We start from the raw sequence: 17,929 nt of genomic DNA, 5'->3' as shown, positions 1-17,929 counted from the left end.
CTTTCAGCGATAAATCTTTCCCCCTTGGGGCGTATAAGGTATTAGCACTCGTTTCCAAGCGTTGTTCCTTACTGAAAGGCATGTTCCCACGTGTTACTCACCCGTCCGCCACTCTAATAAGTTCCGAAGAACCGTTCGCGTTCGACTTGCATGTGTTAGGCGTGCCGCCAGCGTTCGTTCTGAGCCAGGATCAAACTCTCAAGTTGACTTGGAACCAATAATGGTTCCAACGAACCACCATCTATTCACACAACCAGAAAATCTAAACCATGCTATAAATAACATGCTCAAGAATTAACTGACGATACATATTAATATGTATCTGATACTCGACCAGCCGTAAAACTGGCGAAGTATCTCGGAAATATAGATGATGATCTTCCAGACCACCGTCCACATCTCCCTTCCATCCTACAATGTCAAAGAGCAAAAAAAATCACCCAACCGGAAAATCCAGTTTCCTAAACCTCTCGATTTGGGCAATGCGCCGGACCGGACATTTCGTCAGCGTGCGGCAGGGCGGCCTTTATATTCTCAGTTACCTGATCATGTCAAGAAGCTTTTTAAACAATGTTTTAAGCTTCTCTAGGCCATGACCTCCGAGCCAACATTCTTACCTTTCAGCGACCCCTGAGGTCGTGTCCGGTAGAGCAGTGTGCCCCGGCGGTGAAGGGGTTTCTAAGGATAACGCCTATGAAACGCAAGCCCTAAATTTCAAAAAACCTACTTTTTTCACCCCTAACCATAGAAACCCGCAGAAAACCTAGGCTTTCACTCCTATATATTTCCCAGCACCGTAACAACAGGGCGAAAAAACGCTGGAGATATATTGCCCTATATATATAAAGAGTATATGCAGTTTTTCGCCCCCTTTGAGGGATGAATCAGATGAATCATTATATGTGTAGAAAAGAGTAACAATGGCCAACTGGCAAACGATTCTAATGCGTGCAAAGCGCAAACTGATGGAAGCAATTTCGAAACTAGATTCTGAAAAGCTATTTAGTGCATCGGAGTCGCCCGCTGCTTTCGGTATTATTGCAGGCCTGGGCGTGCTTGGTTTGGTAATATTAAACCTTCCAAGCAATCCCAAGGAACCGGATGAAACTGTCGCCTTAAAGCAAATAGAATCACGGCCTATAACGGAAACCGCGCCAACCGCACCAATTCCTCAAGAACCGAGCTATAATGAAACCAGCTACACACTGAAAAAATCAGAGACGTTGCTACGCCTTTTAAGAAGAGCTGGTATTTCAAACAGCAATGCCCATACCGCTATCAATCAACTGAAGAATGTAACTGATCTGCGGAAGTTGCGTGCAGGCCAGAAAGTTGAAATATCTGTCGATACTTCAGACCAAGATAAAATTCATATCTTAAAGATTCGCGACACGTTCTCTGAGGTTGCAATCGTGGAAGCGAAAGGTGCATCATATGACGCAAAGCGCATCCCTGTGGAAACCGTCCCTGTTACCCAGCTTGTAACCGGTGTTATTTCCGACAGCCTATACCTGTCCAGCAAGCGGGCCGGGTTACCCGACAAAATTATAGTCGAACTTATTCGCATGCTGAGTTTTGACGTGGACTTTGAACGCGAAATCCGAGTGGGAGATAACTTCGAGATATATTATGAGCGGAACTATGCCCCAAAATATGACGACATCGAAAACACCCGTATTTTGAGTGCCAAGATCGGCCTTCAGAAACGCACGCTTAATGCCCTATATTTTCAGGAAGAAAACGGTGACGAAGGCTATTATGACCTGAACGGCGAAAGCACCAGGCGGGCACTCATGAAAACCCCGCTTGATGTAGCTGTTGTTACATCATCATACGGCAGACGTAAGCACCCGGTTCTTGGCTACACCCGTATGCACAAAGGCGCTGATTTCAGAGCACGCACAGGCACCCCTATCATGGCAGCAGGTGACGGCATTATTGAGATGGCTGCCAGAAATGGTAGTTACGGCAATTATATACGTATTCGTCACAACGGCAGTTACAAAACCGCTTATGCCCACCTGAGCAAATACGGTAGAGGTATTAGGAAAGGCCGCCGTGTGAAACAGGGGCAGATTATAGGATATGCCGGAGCTACAGGCAGAGTGACTGCAGCTCATCTACATTATGAAGTACTTTATAACGGCAAGCAGGTGAACCCTCTTACACTAAAGCTACCTACAGGAAAGACGCTAAAGGGAAAATCTCTGGAAGAGTTTCAAGAGAATCAGGCGCGAATCACAGCTGAAATTGAAAAAACTGCTGAATTGCAATTGATACTCGCTTCAAAAGAAAACCAAACCACTGACGCCGACCGATAATTTCAACTCCTACATTGTTCCTGCGAAATAGTCTGTGCTAGGGTTCGCGGGAACAATTGGGAGCGACGTAATGTCCAGTATTTATACTTCAAAATTTTTGCTGACGGGGGCTACACTTTTATCAACAGCCGTGTTCTCCCCTACACTATTGGCACAAGATAAAGATGTACTTATTAAATGTAGTGAAATCACCAGCGGCGCAGCACGTCTTGCATGCTATGATAAATATGTCGCAACGCTTAAAGGCGGCAAGAAGGTAGTAGAGACAAGAACTTCTCCTAAAATGGCCAGCAAAAGCGCAACTGCGCCTGCACCAACCACTCAGCAAACGGAAAGATTGATTGAAGCTGAAGTTGAGAAGCGGGTAAAGGCACGCCTTAAGGCAAAAGAAGCTGAGCAAGAAAAGAAAACCGAAAAAGTACGCAAGGATAGTTTCGGTAAAAGCCCAAGCAAGGAAACGCCAAAAATCATTACCGCAACAGTGAAAGATTTACGCAAACGCTATGGCCGCGGCGTGCTCTTCTTACTGGACAACGGACAGACCTGGGAACAGATTGATGGACCGGATATTCGCTCCCTTAAAAAGGGCAAAAAAGTCACCATCAAGCGGAGTCCTTTTGGTGCTTACACCATGACTGTAGAAGGTAAATCCAGAGCTTACCCGGTTAAACGTAAGAAATAAGAGCGTTTTAAACTAATATTACATGACCAATCTTTATATTGGTCATGTAATTACAATACTGGTAGCGAATCATTTCGTTACATTTCAAACATCACAACACAATGCGACTAACTCAGTCCTGATCAGCAATAGAGAGAAAAATACACTCTATCCTGAAATTTTGCATTGTTCTCAGAAATTTAGAGAAAATAAAACCTATATCATTGGATTCATGAGAAATTAGTTACAAATAAAACCAATGACCCTAGAAAAGCCAAAGAACAAGTGTTGATATCGCGCAACACATCAGTTGATATCTGACAACACAACGAAATACTTAACGAGAATGTGATAGGCAAATCGTTTTTATGGTTGTAGGTTATGACCCGAGTTTGAGTGGGGTAATAGGGCAATCAATAAGTCACCTCAATCAATACTTTACTACTTGGTGATGGCTAGGGAGTGAATTTATTCACGTCGTCGCCGGGAAGTTTGGGAGGAATATCGCTATGCCAGTTCTTGGACATGGCCATTCCGAATATAAACTATAAACAGGGAGATTTTTCATGATTGGATCAAACATTCATGAAACTCGCAAGCAAAGCAAACTGCGCCTACTGGGAAGCGCAGCATCGCTTCTTGCTGTGATGGCTACTGGTACTGGCATCGCACAAGCACAAGACGCTGATGATACTGATGAACTGGAAGTGGAAGAGGTTGTTGTAACTGGTTCCCTTATCCGTCGTAGTTCTTACAGCGCTCCTGAGCCAATCGTAATTCTTGGCAAACAGGACCTTAATGACCGTGCATTTGTTAACGTAGCTGACCTACTTAACGAATCACCAGAATTCGGTGCTCCGGCAGCGAACCCAGCGGGTGCACAGGGCGCATTCGCAATTGGTTCCAACGTAGTAAGCCTTTTTGGTCTAGGCTCTAACCGTACTCTTACTGTTGTAAACGGCCGTCGTTTCGTTTCAAACAACCCTCCAGTACCAGCGGGCTCAAGCCTTGCAGCTGGTCTACAGGTTGATTTTAACACTATTCCGATCGCGCTTGTTGACCGTATTGAAACACTTCTAATCGGTGGTTCACCAACCTACGGTTCAGACGGTATCGCTGGTGTGGTAAACGTAATCCTTAAAGACGACTTTGAAGGTTTCGAAGTTTCTGGTCAGTACGGTGTATCTGATCAAGGCGATGGTGACAGCTACCAAATCCAAACAACATTTGGTGGTAACTTCGCTGAAGGTCGCGGTAACTTGGCTTTCTCTGTTGAGTATAACTCACAGAATGGCCTTGTAGCAGCTGATCGTCCGTTCTTTACACAGAACAACCCATTTACAAGCCGTAACGGTGACGGCGAAACACGCGTATTTAACGCTGATCGTACAGGCCGTGGTTTCGTAACACAGGCTCTTGGTGACTTTGGTGCGATTTCTTCTGCATCTAACGGTTTCCTACCAACAATTGGTCGCGGTGCATTCATCGATGCTGATGGCAACCAAAACTTCTTCGAGTTTGACGAAAATGGTAATGCTATTCCGTTTACTGTAGGTGTTCGCCCTGCAAACGGTGGTCTATTCTTCGCGAATGGTGGTAGCGGTAGTGATCTATTTGACAACGTACGTCAGATCTTCACACCTTCAGAGCGTATTAACATTTCCGCAATCGGTCACTATGACATCAACGATTACGCGACATTCTTCTCTGAGTTCATCTTCCAGAACGCTGAAGCTCGCGAAGCATCTGAGCAGGATGATATTCTTGCTGGTATCTTCGGCGCTGACCGTTCTTCACCAGGTTTCACGCTAGACAACCCATTCCTGAGCAATCAGGCGCGTGGTGTTCTTAGCGAATTCCTAGGTCCAGATGATCAATTCTTCGTAGATCGCTTCCTTGGTCCAGTTGTAAACGGCGGTGAAAACTTCAACGAAGCATTCACATGGCGCGTAGTTGCTGGTCTTAAAGGTGAGTTCGAATTTGCTGATCGTAACTTCCACTGGGAAGTTTCTGGTAACTTCGGTCAATCAGATCTTGAGACACGTGCACGTACAGTAATCAACGAGCGCCTATTTAACGCTCTTGACGCTGTTGCACTTACAGACGACGACGTTACAGAATTCACAGCAAACTCTGCTCTTGACGGTCAGTTCGTAATCCGTAACGGCGAAGTAATTCAGATTGCTACAGCTGATATCAACGCTGCGCCACGCGCAGGCGACATCATCTGTAACGGCATTCTTGCTGACGCTCGTGGTGAGCTAGAGCCAGATGCAAGCTTCCCGAACCTAGTAACAGACGCACGTCCAAACCTAGCTGGTTGTGTGCCTCTGAACCTATTCGGTAACCAGTTTGCTCCTGAATCTGCTGCATTCGTATCTCTACCATCTACATCTAGCTCTGATACACAACAGCGTGTATTCCAGGCTAACCTTGGTGGTGATCTATTCGAACTTCCAGGCGGTACAGTTTCTTTCGGTCTTACTTACTTGAACCGTAAAGAAGAAGCTGTATTTGAGCCAGATGGCATCCAGCAAATTGAACTTGGTCAGAATGCTCCAACTCAGCCTTCACGTGGTGAGTTCAAAACTGACGAGATCGGTGCTGAGCTATTCATTCCTATCCTTAAGGATGGTGATGTTCCGTTCATCAACGCTCTTAACTTCACACCTAAAGCACGTTACGTAGACCACTCTATCGCTGGTACAGACTATACATATACTCTTGCTGGTACACTACAGATGTTCGACATGATCACTGTACGTGGTGGTTATACTCAGTCAATCCGTGCTCCTGGTATTCAGGAACTGTTTGACCCAACACTAGGTATTACAGGCTTCATCACAGACCCTTGTGACACACGCTTCATTAACCTAGGCCCAGATGGTGACGCTGCTAACAGTAACCGTCGTCAAAACTGTGCTGCTGTTGGTGTTGACGTTGAAAACCACACTAACATCTCTAGTAACCTATCGATCGCTGGTATCAGTTCTGGTAACCAGAACCTACGCAACGAAATCGGTAAGTCTTACTCTATCGGTGTTGTAGTTGAGCCTGAGCAGTTCATCCCAGGTCTACGTCTATCTGTTGACTACATCAATATTACGATCGAAGATCAGATCTCTAATATTACACAGAACCAGGCGATCTCTGCTTGTTTCGATAGTGCAACATTCCCAGACGATATCTGTAACGCTCACACGCGTGACGCATCTGGCCAGATTATTTCATTCTCAAGAAGCTTCCAAAACGCTTCTACATCTGAGTTTGAAGCTGTTCAGTTCAACACACGTTACGACTTCGACGTTTCAGACGCTCTGAGCCTATTCGACAGCAGCCTTAAAGACAGTGACCTAGGTGACTTCTCTATCCGTGTTGGCGGTATCCGTCGTATCACTGATATCCTACAGGTTGTTGAGGGTAACCCACTTATCAACCGTGTTGGTCAGGCTGGCCGTGAAAAATGGCGTGGTAACGTAGACTTCGTATATAACTACGACAAGCTACGTGTCTTCTGGCGTATGAACTACACAGGTCGCCTCGATCTTGACGTTCAGGACCGTGAAGCGCTTACATTCTTCGATGCTGATGATAACCTAATCACTAGCTTGAATGATAAGTTCATCCACAATGCAACTATCAGCTACCAGCTGACTGAAAAAGTGAATGTATCTGCTGCAATCAACAACGTATTTGATCGCAAGCCGAACATTACGGAACTTGCTTACGGCAACTTCCTAAACGCAGAAGAGTTCGGACGTTCGTTCCGCTTCAACTTCCGCGCTGCATTCTAAGTTAGTTGTAGACATAGCAAAAAGAGAGGGCGGGGAATTTTCCCCGCCCTTTTTTGTTAGAAATAAAAAAACAAACTCTAGCTTTTCTTCTGAGAAATATGCTCTGACGCATCATCCAGTGCTTTTTTCAGCGCAAACTCACCAACAGGCTTCACAAGACACTGTACAAAGTTACCGTTCTCAACGATACGTACATCTTCACGGTTACCTTTTTGCTCTAGCATTAATACTGAAGCCGTGAACGCACTGATATTTTGCGCTTCCTGCACAAGCCCCAGACCTGTACCGCCCCTAAACACCTCCGCGACAACCAAAACATCGACCATATCGCTTTGCAGAATAGCAACTGCGTCCTCATAAGAATGACAGAACCGGAGATTATATTGCCCTGTCAGCCGCTGTGAAAGAGCTGCTATATCTTCCTCATTCGCTACCGCCAAAACATTAGAGCGAGCAGCCTGCGCTGCCAGTAACGCAGCATTTCCACCCAAACCATGAGGCATGGCTGTTTTCTCGTTACCGTCAACCAACACCTTAGCATCCATTGCTTCAAGGACCGCCCATGCGTGTTGGTCAATAGCAGATAGTTTGATATCGCCATCACAAGTTATAAAGTTATGCGCGAGAATACGTTCTAACATTGAAGACCCGATCATAAGCTGATCATCTTCATGCATACTGGCTTCTGAAATCGCTACACCTTCCAGAAACACATCTCCAGTTTCTTCATGTTCGACCGGCAAAAGCAACCAATCAACCACTTTATGGCGGTGCCCATACCAAATCCGAGAACGTCTTGAAAAGCCAGCCTTGTGTGTGAAACACGGCATCACCAAGGCCATTTGCATAGGCTTTAATGCCAAAGAATATAAATCTGTAAACAGGCTCAGAGATTCTCCCTGCGGCAAGACGCTGCTCACGCCAGCTCCTACCCTGCAGATGGTAATATCTGCATTCTCAAGACCCAAACATATATAACTATCCGCAAATTTCTGAAAACCCGGCTCAGATGTGCTTGAGAGCACTGGAAGTCTTCCTTCCCGCCGCCTTAATTGCCAATATTCTAAAAATTCATCACATAAATTATGTTGCACGAATACCGCCCCCTACGGCTTATGGTAGAGCATCATACACCTAATCGCTAACGATTAAAATTTTATATATACTAAGAAATTCTTTTATACATAACAGCTTAGGCTTGATAAGCTAGACTTATCTCTAGAAATAGAAAAGCATTTTTTACACTAATTCGTGCAGATTTTGTTGCCCAAAAGTAACAACCGCACTCAATGTTAGCATGTGTATACGCTTTCCAAGCATCACTTTAGTTACATTTCCAAATCATCTTTATAGCCTCTCTAATGAGTTTGGTCGGGGGACTATGAACTTCATTCCATACTCTGCCATGTTTGGTGGATTACCAATTCTCTGGATTGGTTTCTTCGGGCATGGGAAAGACAGAAACGCACCTTATTTCAGAAATGAATAAAGGTGGCCTTCTGTCTACATAAACATAGATAGTATTTGGGAGATAATCATGTTTGGAGCAGACATTCATGAAACTCGCAAGCTAAGCAAACTGCGCCTACTTAGTGGCGCGGCAACCCTTATTGCTACGCTTGCAACCGGAACCAACATTGCCAATGCGCAAGATGACAATTCTCAAGAAGTAGAAGAAGTAGTAATCACCGGTTCGCGTATTGTCAGGAAAGACCTGACAGCGCCGTCACCTGTGGTAACTCTTGATTCTGAGAGCATTCTTCAATCTGGCGAAACAGACCTTGTAAACCTTCTGAAAGAGCTTCCAATCTTGATTAGCTCTAATCAGGCAACCAACTCAGCTGGTGCAATTGCAACACTGGACCTTCGTTCGATGGGCACACAGCGTACGCTTGTTGTTGTAAACGGCCGTCGTCACGTTGGTGGTATTTCAGGATCATCAACCGTTGATGTATCCAGTATTCCAACCGCACTTGTTGAACGCGTTGAAGTACTTACTGGTGGCGCATCAGCGATCTATGGTGCTGACGCTGTGACAGGTGTTGTAAACTACATTCTTAAAGACGACTTCGAAGGTATTGATACACGCGCTCAGTACGGTATTTCAGATTCTGGTGACGCCGAAAACCTGTTCCTGTCGATTGCTGCGGGCGGTAACTTCGCCGATGGTCGCGGTAACGCTGTAGTAGCAGTTGAATACCGTGATCAAAATGGCCTTATTGGTCTTGATCGCTCATTCGCGGGTCCTGGTCAAGCATCTCAGGTAAACATCACTGATGACATTGCTGCCAATTTTGATGTGAACCCTGATGCATCTGTTACATTCCTTCCAGGTGAAACATTTAATATTTCATCTGCCGCAGGCCAGATCGCAATCTTTGGTGGCGGAGGCCAGCTAGGTTTTGATGCTGATGGAAACCCAACATTCGGTACTAGTGGTTTCTTCTTCAATAACGGTACACTGCGTAACTTTAATGCAGGCCTGGATGCTGGCGGCACAAACGGCGTTGGCGGTGATGGTATCCTGAACAATACGGGCTTCGCTAACCTTGTAACACCTAGCAAGCGCGTAAGCGTAAATGCGAACGTAACATATGAAGTGGCTGAGTTTGCAGAATTCTTCCTTGAATCAAAGTTCACCTATGTTGATGCACAATCTGCAGGCGGCGTGAACTCATTCAACGATTTTATTCCAATTCGAATTGGTAACCCTTTCATTCCAGCACAACTACAGGCGGCGATTGATACTGCTGCAGCAAATGGCGAGAATATTTTCACAAATGCCGCCAATGCTCAGATCTTTATCACACGTGACCAGGCGGATGATACAGTACGCAACACAACAGATACTGATCGTTTCTCTTTCCGTGTCGTAACTGGCTTTAAAGGCGATATCACTGATACCTGGAACTATGAAGTTTCCTATAACTATGGCCGTACAGAATCAAACGCTGCTAACTCTCGCCAGCGTTTTGATGATCGCTTCTTTGCCTCTGTTGATGCTGTAGCTCTAACGCAAGATGATATTGATGCTTTAGGCGCAAACCTAGTTCAGGCAATTCGCCCAGGTACAGACGGTGCAATCGGCATTACTGGTGACAGCGCTCAAGTCGGTGATATCGTATGTCGTTCCAGCATTGATCCGGATGCTGAACCACCTGTAGCCTCATTCCCAAGCACACGCGAAGGCTTCCTGACATTCGAACCTGGTGCTGGCAGCCCATGTGTTCCGACAAGCATCTTTGGCTCAAATGCTATCAATCAGGATGCAGCTGATTTTATTTATCAGCGTACACTCTCTGATATTGCAATCGAGCAGCAAGTTGTTTCCGCTGTTATCTCTGGTGATACAAGTGATTTCTTCACGCTTCCAGCAGGTGCAATCAGCACTGCGTTTGGCTTCGAATATCGTCGTGAAACAAGTAGCTTTGAACCTGATGCAGCTGATCGTGATGATTTGATTTTCGGTGGTGGTACACAGCCTACATCTGGCCGTTATTCAGTAACTGAAGGTTTTGCGGAGATTCTAATTCCTATTTTTGCAGACCTTCCTTTCGCAAAAGAACTATCTGTTGAAGGTGCTTATCGCTACTCAGATTATTCTGTAGGTGGTGATGCTAACCAGTCCTTCAGCACCGATACATACAGAGTAGCACTAACATGGCGGCCAATTGATGAACTACTTCTACGTGGTGGCTATTCACGTGCTGTCCGTGCACCTAACATTGGGGAACTCTTCGACCCTCAGCAGGTAGCCTTCTTCTTCCCTGATGATCCGTGTGATGCTGATTTCATCGATTCAGGTTCTGAATTCCGTGCGGCAAACTGTGCTGCTCTTGGTATTCCTGAAGGCTTTGATGATCCAAATACAGCACGCTTTGAAGGTATCTCCGGTGGTAACCCAGGTCTTCAACCTGAAACTGCTGACACATACACAGCAGGTTTCGTATGGACACCTGAATATATTCCAGGCCTAAGTATCGCTGCCGATTACTACAGAATTAATCTGTCGAACGCTATTGGCAGCATCACAGCACAAAACATCGTTGATCGCTGTGTGGATGCACCAAACCTGAATAACCAATTCTGTGAACTTCAAAGCCGTGACCCAAATACCAATGGCCTAAACAGCATTACTCAGGTAACTCAGAATATTGCTGCTCTGAAGACATCTGGTATCGATTTTGAAGCAACTTATGCTTTCGATCTTCCAGGCGAATGGGGTTCAATCCGTTCTCGTTTGATCGCAAACTACATCATCGATCGTGATAACTTTGAATTCCAGGAATTCCCTGATGAATCAACACGCATCAGAGGCACTCTTGGTATTCCTAAGTATAACGTGAACCTATCAACAACTTGGAGCTATGAAGAGTTTGGCTTCACTTATCAGGTTCGTTATCAGGATTCACAGCTTGTGGGCGGACTATCCTTTGAAGAAATTGAGCGTTTTGCTGCAAACAACAATGGCGGCCAGTTTGCTGATCCATTTGAAACAGGCGATGCTTTCATTCACGATATTTCTGCCAGCTGGCAAGTACGTGAGAACTTCGGCATCAACGCTGGTGTAAACAACCTGTTTAACCGCAAGCCATTCCTGGCCGCAGTGAATACACCGGTTACATCAGTAGGTCGTTTCTTCTACATTGGCTTTAATTCTCGTTTCTAACAGTTAGAATTAGCTCTTTAAACAACAAGGCCGAGGAGTTTTCCTCGGCCTTATTTAATATCTACTTGCTGCATTGCACCCGCCACCTCGTATTTCAGCTACATCCCGAAAACACGCCGTAGCGCCTCAGCACCAGAATAATAAACTTAGGCTGTATGGGTATCCCTTAAGGGGCAAACTTTCTTCATAGCCGCTAATCATTAGATAAGCTCAATGTGACCTTTAGGTAACATTATGTCAAAATCGCTACATTATTCAGTAGGTTTTTTCCATCTTAACCGTACTTCTTGCAACAAACCGGATACTCTCTTTTTCGTGATATGTCGGTGAGGTTGATAGGGCCTTTATTAACAATAAGATAACCGCGCCAACCGCACATCTCATCATTATTGAGTGGCAACTAAATAATTGGGTAGAGAATCGGCACTTGTTGCCAGTTTTCAACATAGAGAGACAAAACAGGATTTGGCTCAGCTCCATAAACAAACGGAACTGAACTTATGTCCAAATAATCAAGCGGCATAAGCCGTTTAAATATGTACGGAACAAGGAGGAACTTCATGATTGAAGCAGACATTCATGAAATTCAGAAACTAAATAAAAAGCTAAGGCTTTTAGGTAGCGCAGCAACACTTCTTGCTGTTGCAGCAACTGGTGCTACCAGCGTTCAAGCGCAGGACGATGTGGATGATCGTGAACTGGAAGAGGTAGTGGTTACCGGTTCACGTATCGCACGAGACCCAAATGCGGCAGCACCATCACCTGTATCAGTGGTATCAGGTGTTGATCTAAAGCTATCCGGTGAAACAGATATTGCTGAAGCACTGAAGGACATTCCAGCGCTTCTAACAACAACCTCTTCTCAAGGCTCTATTGATGGTATTTTTGCACCGTCTACAGGTGCAGCAGTTCTGCAGCTTCGTGGTCTTGGTAATGAAAGAACTCTTACTCTCGTAGACGGTCGTCGTCACGTTGGTGGTGTTCAAGGTTCCTCCGCCGTTGATGTTGGTTCTATCCCTAACGCTCTTATTGAGCGCGTAGAAGTTCTAACAGGTGGTGCATCTGCGGTATATGGTGCCGATGCGGTAGCTGGTGTTGTTAACTTCATCCTCAAAGACGACTTCGAGGGTGTTGAAATAAACGCACAAACAGGTATTTCCGGCCAAGGTGATGGTATCCAGCTTGATGGCAGCATTCTTTATGGTCAAAACTTTGGTGACGGACGTGGTAACTTCACCGCAGCCTTCAACTACTCTGAGCGCAACGGAATTCGCCAAGGCGACCGTGCTTTCTCACGTGGCAACAACATCGCAAATGATGACCGTAACCCAGACCCGTCTGTATTTGGTGATTTTGCTCGTGTAATTTTGCCGAACCACACATTCTCAATCAGTTCCAACCGCGGCGTAATTGCAGCAGGTGATTTCTCATCCCCTGGTGCCGATTTCCTTGATACAGATGGTAACGGTGTTGCTGATTGTAGCCAATCTACTGTTGGCCAGAACGTAGGCGGCGGCTTCGGTGGTTGTTGGGTAATCAATGACGATGGTTCAGTACGTCCTTACCAGGACGGCCTTGTATCTGGTGCCTTCAACCAGTTTGGTGGTGACGGTATCCGTGATAACTTTGATGAAGATTTCTTGGTTCCAGAAGATAAGAAATACTCTATCAACCTAACAGGCCGTTATGCGATCAATGATTACGTAACTTTCTTCGCAGAAGGTAAGTATGTGTATCAGGAAACTGATTTCGGTGGCCCACTAAACACATTCTATGATCTATTGACTGTTGCTCCGGACAACCCGTTTATCCCAACAGAGCTTCAAGGCCTTGCTGACTCCACTGGTGGCCTGTTCATTACTCGTGACCCAACAGACCTTGGTCCAAACATCGATACAAACGAACGTGAAACATACCGTTTTGTAGCTGGTATCGAAGGTGAGTTCGACAATGGCTGGACATACGAACTATCTGGTAACTATGGCCGTTTCGAGCGTACAACAATTGACCGCAACCGCGTAATTCAAGATCGTTTCTTTGCTGCAATTGATGTAACAACTGATGCAAACGGCAACCCAGTTTGTCGCTCTGCTCTAGACGGTAGCGATGCACCGACCACACCATTTGACATTCCGTTGTTTGATTTTGGTTTCTTCACATTCAACCCAGATGATGGCAGCTGTGTACCTGCTAACATTCTTGGTGGCCCGAATTCAGTGAGCGCAGAAGCTGTAGATTTCATCACAACTACTATTCAAAACAAACGTGTGCTTGAGCAAACAGTAATCTCCGGTTTCGTTGCTGGTGATCTATCAGATTTCGTATCACTGCAAGGTGGTGAAATCGGATTTGTATTCGGTGCTGAATACCGCGATGAAAAAGCAACAGCCATATTCGATCCACTAGTGCGCGGTGTTATTCCGGTAACAACACAAGATGCAAATGCTGGCGAACTTATCCGCAATCTAGATGATTTCCGCCAAACATCATTAGTGTTTGATCCAGAGAGCTTGATTTCCAACGAAACTGGTTCATACGATGTAAAAGAAGTATTTGCTGAGGTGAACATCCCGCTTCTAGCAGATCTACCATTTGCAAATCGTCTTGAATTCACAGCTGCTGCTCGGTACGCAGACTATTCCACAGTTGGTGATGCCTTCACTTGGACAGTTGGCGGTAAATGGGCACCTATCAGCGATATCGAGTTCCGCGGTACATATGCGGTAGCTATCCGTGCGCCTAACGTGAACGAACTGTTTGCTCCTTCACAGGGCGCAACATTCCGTCCGGTAGATCCTTGTGATCAAGTGAACATTGATGCACTTCTTGCTTCCGATAACGCTGTTGCACGTGCAAACGGTCAAAACCGTGTAGCAAACTGTGCGGCTGACGGTATTCCGGCTGGCTTCGCAGACCCACTGTCTGCACGCTTTACCGGTGAAACAAGCGGTAACGCAGAGCTACAGGAAGAAACTGCGAAAACATTCACAGTTGGTATGATCTTCCAGCCAAGCTTCATTGATGGCCTAACTATCTCTGCTGACTACTGGAACATTAAAATTGAAGATGCCATTTCTTCTGTAAGTGCTCAGGATATTGTTGATAACTGTTACAACGCATCAACATTCCCGAACAACTTCTGTACGCTATTCACGCGTAACGATGATCCATCTTCTCCTCAGTTCAACGGCTTCAACTTCCTACGTCAGACAGAGCTGAACTTCGCGGCACTTGAAACATCAGGTATTGATGCATCTGTTCGCTACCAGTTTGATGTTGAAGAAAATCAGTTCACTCTGAATGTTGCGGGTACTTGGGTGAATAACCTTGACCGCTTCTTCAACCCAGCTGACCTAACAGATGTTGATCCAGAACTTGGTGAGCTACAGCGTCCAGAGTGGGCAGGTAGTGCAAGTCTTCAGTGGGCACGTGGTCCGTTCAGCGTTAACTGGCAGACACGTTATCAGAGCCGTCAGGCACTACGTTCTGTTGAAGTTGAATCAGCTGACGTACTATACGGTCCAAACGGTTTTGCTGGTGATGTATTCATCCACGACATTTCCTTCAGCTATGAAGTGAATGAGCAGATGAATGTTTACGGTGGTATCAACAACATTGCTGATAAGAACCCGTTCATCACAGAATCAGCGTTCCCTGTGAACCCACTTGGTCGCTACTTCTTCCTCGGTGTGAACCTAAGCCTCTAAGGCAGGCCACATAGAGAACAATAAAAAAGGCTGGGGAAATTCCCCAGCCTTTCCTTTTAGAAAACTCTCGTAGCTAGATGGATAGCTTGATCCCCTCATCACTCGCATCAACGGTAACGGTATCACCAGATGTCACCTCACCTCTCAAAATCATTTCAGCAAGATTATCCTGTACATGCTTTTGAATGGTCCGCTTAAGAGGCCGAGCACCATAAACAGGATCATATCCTGCATCACCAAGCCAGTTACGTGCAGCATCTGTCAGTTCAAGTGTGATTTTTCGGTCAGAAAGTAGCTTCTTCAAACGCTCCAACTGAATATCTACAATACCGCCCATGTGGCTGCGGTCCAGCCTGTGGAATAGCGTAATTTCATCAAGTCGGTTCAAGAACTCAGGCCTGAATGCCCCTTTCACTACTTCCATCACCTTTGGCCTTACATCTTCAACCACCGCGCCATCAGGCAAATCGGCAATCAAATGAGACCCAAGGTTTGATGTTAGGATGATCAGGCTATTACTGAAATCAACTGTACGGCCCTGCCCATCTGTAAGGCGACCATCATCCAGCACTTGCAACAGGATGTTGAACACATCCGGATGCGCTTTCTCTACCTCATCAAAAAGGATTACCTGATACGGTCTGCGTCTCACGCTTTCAGTAAGCACGCCTCCTTCATCGTAACCAACATAGCCGGGAGGTGCTCCAATAAGCCGCGCAACGGAATGCTTCTCCATAAACTCGGACATATCGATCCGTACCATCGCGCTATCATCATTAAACAGGAAGGTCGCAAGCGCCTTGGTAAGTTCAGTTTTACCAACCCCAGTAGGGCCAAGGAACAAAAAACTGCCAAGTGGCCGGTTCGGGTCCTGAAGGCCAGCACGCGCACGGCGCACCGAAGCAGACACGGCTTCAATGGCTTCAGATTGCCCGATCACACGCTCGCCAAGAACCACCTCCATATTCAGAAGCTTTTCACGTTCGCCTTCCAGCATCTTATCCACAGGAATACCGGTCCAGCGGGAAACCACAGAGGCAATATCAGCATCTGTTACTTCTTCACGCAGCAAACTGTTTTCAGCTTTATCATCGGAAGATTGAAGCTTCCGTTCCAGATCAGGGATAACACCGTGTTGCAACTGACCAGCTTTTGCAAAATTGCCGGTGCGCTGTGCTTGCTCCAGTTCAATCCGAGCACGGTCCAGCTCTTCCTGCACCAGTTTACCGCCAGCAATCTTGTCTTTCTCAAGCTGCCAGCGAGCAGTTAGCGTTGCAGATTCCTGTTCGAGATCAGCGAGTTCTTTTTCAAGGTCTTCAAGCCGCGCTTTTGATCCGTCATCCTTTTCTTTCTTGAGCGCTTCCCGCTCAATCTTTAACTGGATTATACGGCGATCAAGTTCATCAATTTCTTCAGGTTTGGATTCAGTTTCCATACGCAGACGGCTCGCGGCCTCATCCATCAAGTCGATAGCTTTATCAGGCAGGAAACGCTCGGTGATATAACGATTTGAAAGCGTCGCAGATGCTACAATCGCAGCATCAGTAATACGCACTCCGTGGTGAAGCTCATACTTTTCCTTCAAACCTCGCAGAATTGAGATGGCATCTTCCACATTTGGTTCCTGTACAACAACAGGCTGGAAACGCCTTTCAAGTGCAGCGTCTTTTTCCACGTATTTGCGGTATTCATTCAGCGTTGTTGCACCAATGCAGTGGAGCTCACCACGCGCGAGCGCTGGCTTCAGCAAATTGGATGCATCCATAGCACCATCAGTTTTACCGGCACCTACAAGTGTGTGCATTTCATCGATGAAAAGGATTACATCCCCTTCGCCGTGAGCCACTTCCTGCAACACACCCTTCAAGCGCTCTTCAAATTCTCCACGGTATTTAGCACCAGCAATTAGAGCCCCCATATCAAGGGCCATAATGCGCTTGTCGCGCAGGCTATCTGGCACATCGCCATTGGCAATACGAAGCGCCAAGCCTTCTGCGATAGCCGTTTTACCCACGCCCGGTTCACCAATAAGCACTGGATTATTCTTCGTGCGGCGTGAAAGCACCTGAACTGTGCGGCGGATTTCTTCATCACGACCAATTACAGGATCAAGCTTGCCTTCTCTCGCACGCTCTGTCAGGTCCTGTGCGAAACGGTTAAGCGCATCATAAGCATCTTCCGCCGACGCACTATCAGCGGTGCGGCCTTTGCGTACTTCATTAATCGCCTTGTTCACTTTGTCTGCCGTTGCACCAGCCTGCATCAGGATTTTACCTGCTTCGGTTTTCGCTGTCAGGATAAGCGCAAGTAACAGACGCTCGGCAGTTACAAACTTATCCCCGGCTTTATCAGCAATTTCTTCAGCTTTTGCAAAAACCTGTGCTGTAAGAGGATCAAGGTGCAACTGGCCAGCACCAGAGCCTTCCACTTTAGGCAGCTTATCAATGGCAGCATTTACACCTTCAAGTGCTTGTTCAGGCTTACCACCCGCTGCACGAACAAGGTTCGCAGCCAAACCTTCCTTATCATCCAGAAGAGCCTTTAAAATATGTTCAGGAGTAAAGCGCTGGTGGCTTTCCCGCACAGCAATGCCTTGTGCGCTTTGAATAAAACCACGGCTTCGATCGGTAAATCTTTCAATATTCATGTGTTATCAACCCCATGATTGTGCCAATCCTTCTCTTGAAGCGATTGGAATTTATATTACGCAGAACGCCCCAGTTGGGCACGTTCTAATATCTATGTGGGCATAGAACTATTAAGCTACAAGTCTGCCA

General features: G+C 46.2%; 7 protein-coding genes and 1 rRNA gene (1 of these 8 running past the window's edge). 5 read left to right on the top strand and 3 right to left on the bottom strand.

Annotation, left to right across the window (positions count from 1 at the left end):
• Window positions 1-206 (bottom strand): 16S ribosomal RNA (locus tag KFE96_RS04125); it reaches 1,291 nt to the left of the window's first position.
• A gap of 714 nt (window positions 207-920) precedes the next feature.
• On the opposite strand from KFE96_RS04125, the gene KFE96_RS04120 reads away from it, so the two are divergent.
• From KFE96_RS04120 to KFE96_RS04110, 3 genes are all read left to right on the top strand, one after another.
• A complete protein-coding gene (locus KFE96_RS04120; RefSeq protein ID WP_255834738.1) occupies window positions 921-2,321 on the top strand; it encodes a peptidoglycan DD-metalloendopeptidase family protein in 1,401 nt (466 codons plus the stop codon).
• 70 nt (window positions 2,322-2,391) lie between these two features.
• Window positions 2,392-3,003 carry a hypothetical protein gene (locus tag KFE96_RS04115; RefSeq protein ID WP_255834737.1) on the top strand — a complete coding sequence of 204 codons (612 nt, stop codon included), beginning with the start codon at window positions 2,392-2,394 and terminating at the stop codon, window positions 3,001-3,003.
• A gap of 545 nt (window positions 3,004-3,548) precedes the next feature.
• A complete protein-coding gene (locus tag KFE96_RS04110) occupies window positions 3,549-6,776 on the top strand; it encodes a TonB-dependent receptor domain-containing protein (RefSeq protein WP_255834736.1) in 3,228 nt (1,075 codons plus the stop codon).
• A 77-nt stretch (window positions 6,777-6,853) separates the two neighbouring features.
• On the opposite strand, the gene KFE96_RS04105 is transcribed toward KFE96_RS04110, so the two are convergent.
• Window positions 6,854-7,870, bottom strand: a complete 1,017-nt coding sequence (locus tag KFE96_RS04105) for a hypothetical protein (protein WP_255834735.1) — start codon at window positions 7,868-7,870, stop codon at window positions 6,854-6,856.
• A gap of 443 nt (window positions 7,871-8,313) precedes the next feature.
• On the opposite strand from KFE96_RS04105, the gene KFE96_RS04100 reads away from it, so the two are divergent.
• Both KFE96_RS04100 and KFE96_RS04095 read left to right on the top strand, forming a co-directional pair.
• Window positions 8,314-11,445 carry a TonB-dependent receptor domain-containing protein gene (locus tag KFE96_RS04100; protein ID WP_255834734.1) on the top strand — a complete coding sequence of 1,044 codons (3,132 nt, stop codon included), beginning with the start codon at window positions 8,314-8,316 and terminating at the stop codon, window positions 11,443-11,445.
• Window positions 11,446-12,005: 560 nt separating this feature from the next.
• The gene (locus KFE96_RS04095) at window positions 12,006-15,152 is read left to right on the top strand and encodes a TonB-dependent siderophore receptor (protein ID WP_255834733.1); all 3,147 of its coding nucleotides are present in this window, start codon (window positions 12,006-12,008) and stop codon (window positions 15,150-15,152) included.
• A 73-nt stretch (window positions 15,153-15,225) separates the two neighbouring features.
• Here the strand turns inward: KFE96_RS04095 and clpB are convergent, their stop codons facing one another.
• The gene (gene clpB / locus KFE96_RS04090) at window positions 15,226-17,799 is read right to left on the bottom strand and encodes an ATP-dependent chaperone ClpB (protein ID WP_255834732.1); all 2,574 of its coding nucleotides are present in this window, start codon (window positions 17,797-17,799) and stop codon (window positions 15,226-15,228) included.
• Window positions 17,800-17,929 lie beyond the last annotated feature (130 nt).

It is taken from the genome of Kordiimonas sp. SCSIO 12603 (genome assembly GCF_024398035.1).
In the GTDB taxonomy this organism is placed as follows: domain Bacteria; phylum Pseudomonadota; class Alphaproteobacteria; order Sphingomonadales; family Kordiimonadaceae; genus Kordiimonas.
The sequence above is the reverse complement of the archived record's forward strand: the minus strand, read 5'-3'. Positions and strand labels throughout refer to the sequence as shown.

Bases quoted from the DNA above. Each gene is read 5' to 3' on its own strand.
- KFE96_RS04120 (WP_255834738.1), top strand. From the start codon at position 921: ATGGCCAACTGGCAAACGATTCTAATGCGTGCAAAGCGCAAACTGATG.
- KFE96_RS04115 (WP_255834737.1), top strand. From the start codon at position 2,392: ATGTCCAGTATTTATACTTCAAAATTTTTGCTGACGGGGGCTACACTT.
- KFE96_RS04110 (WP_255834736.1), top strand. From the start codon at position 3,549: ATGATTGGATCAAACATTCATGAAACTCGCAAGCAAAGCAAACTGCGC.
- KFE96_RS04100 (WP_255834734.1), top strand. From the start codon at position 8,314: ATGTTTGGAGCAGACATTCATGAAACTCGCAAGCTAAGCAAACTGCGC.
- KFE96_RS04095 (WP_255834733.1), top strand. From the start codon at position 12,006: ATGATTGAAGCAGACATTCATGAAATTCAGAAACTAAATAAAAAGCTA.
- clpB (WP_255834732.1), bottom strand. From the start codon at position 17,799: ATGAATATTGAAAGATTTACCGATCGAAGCCGTGGTTTTATTCAAAGC.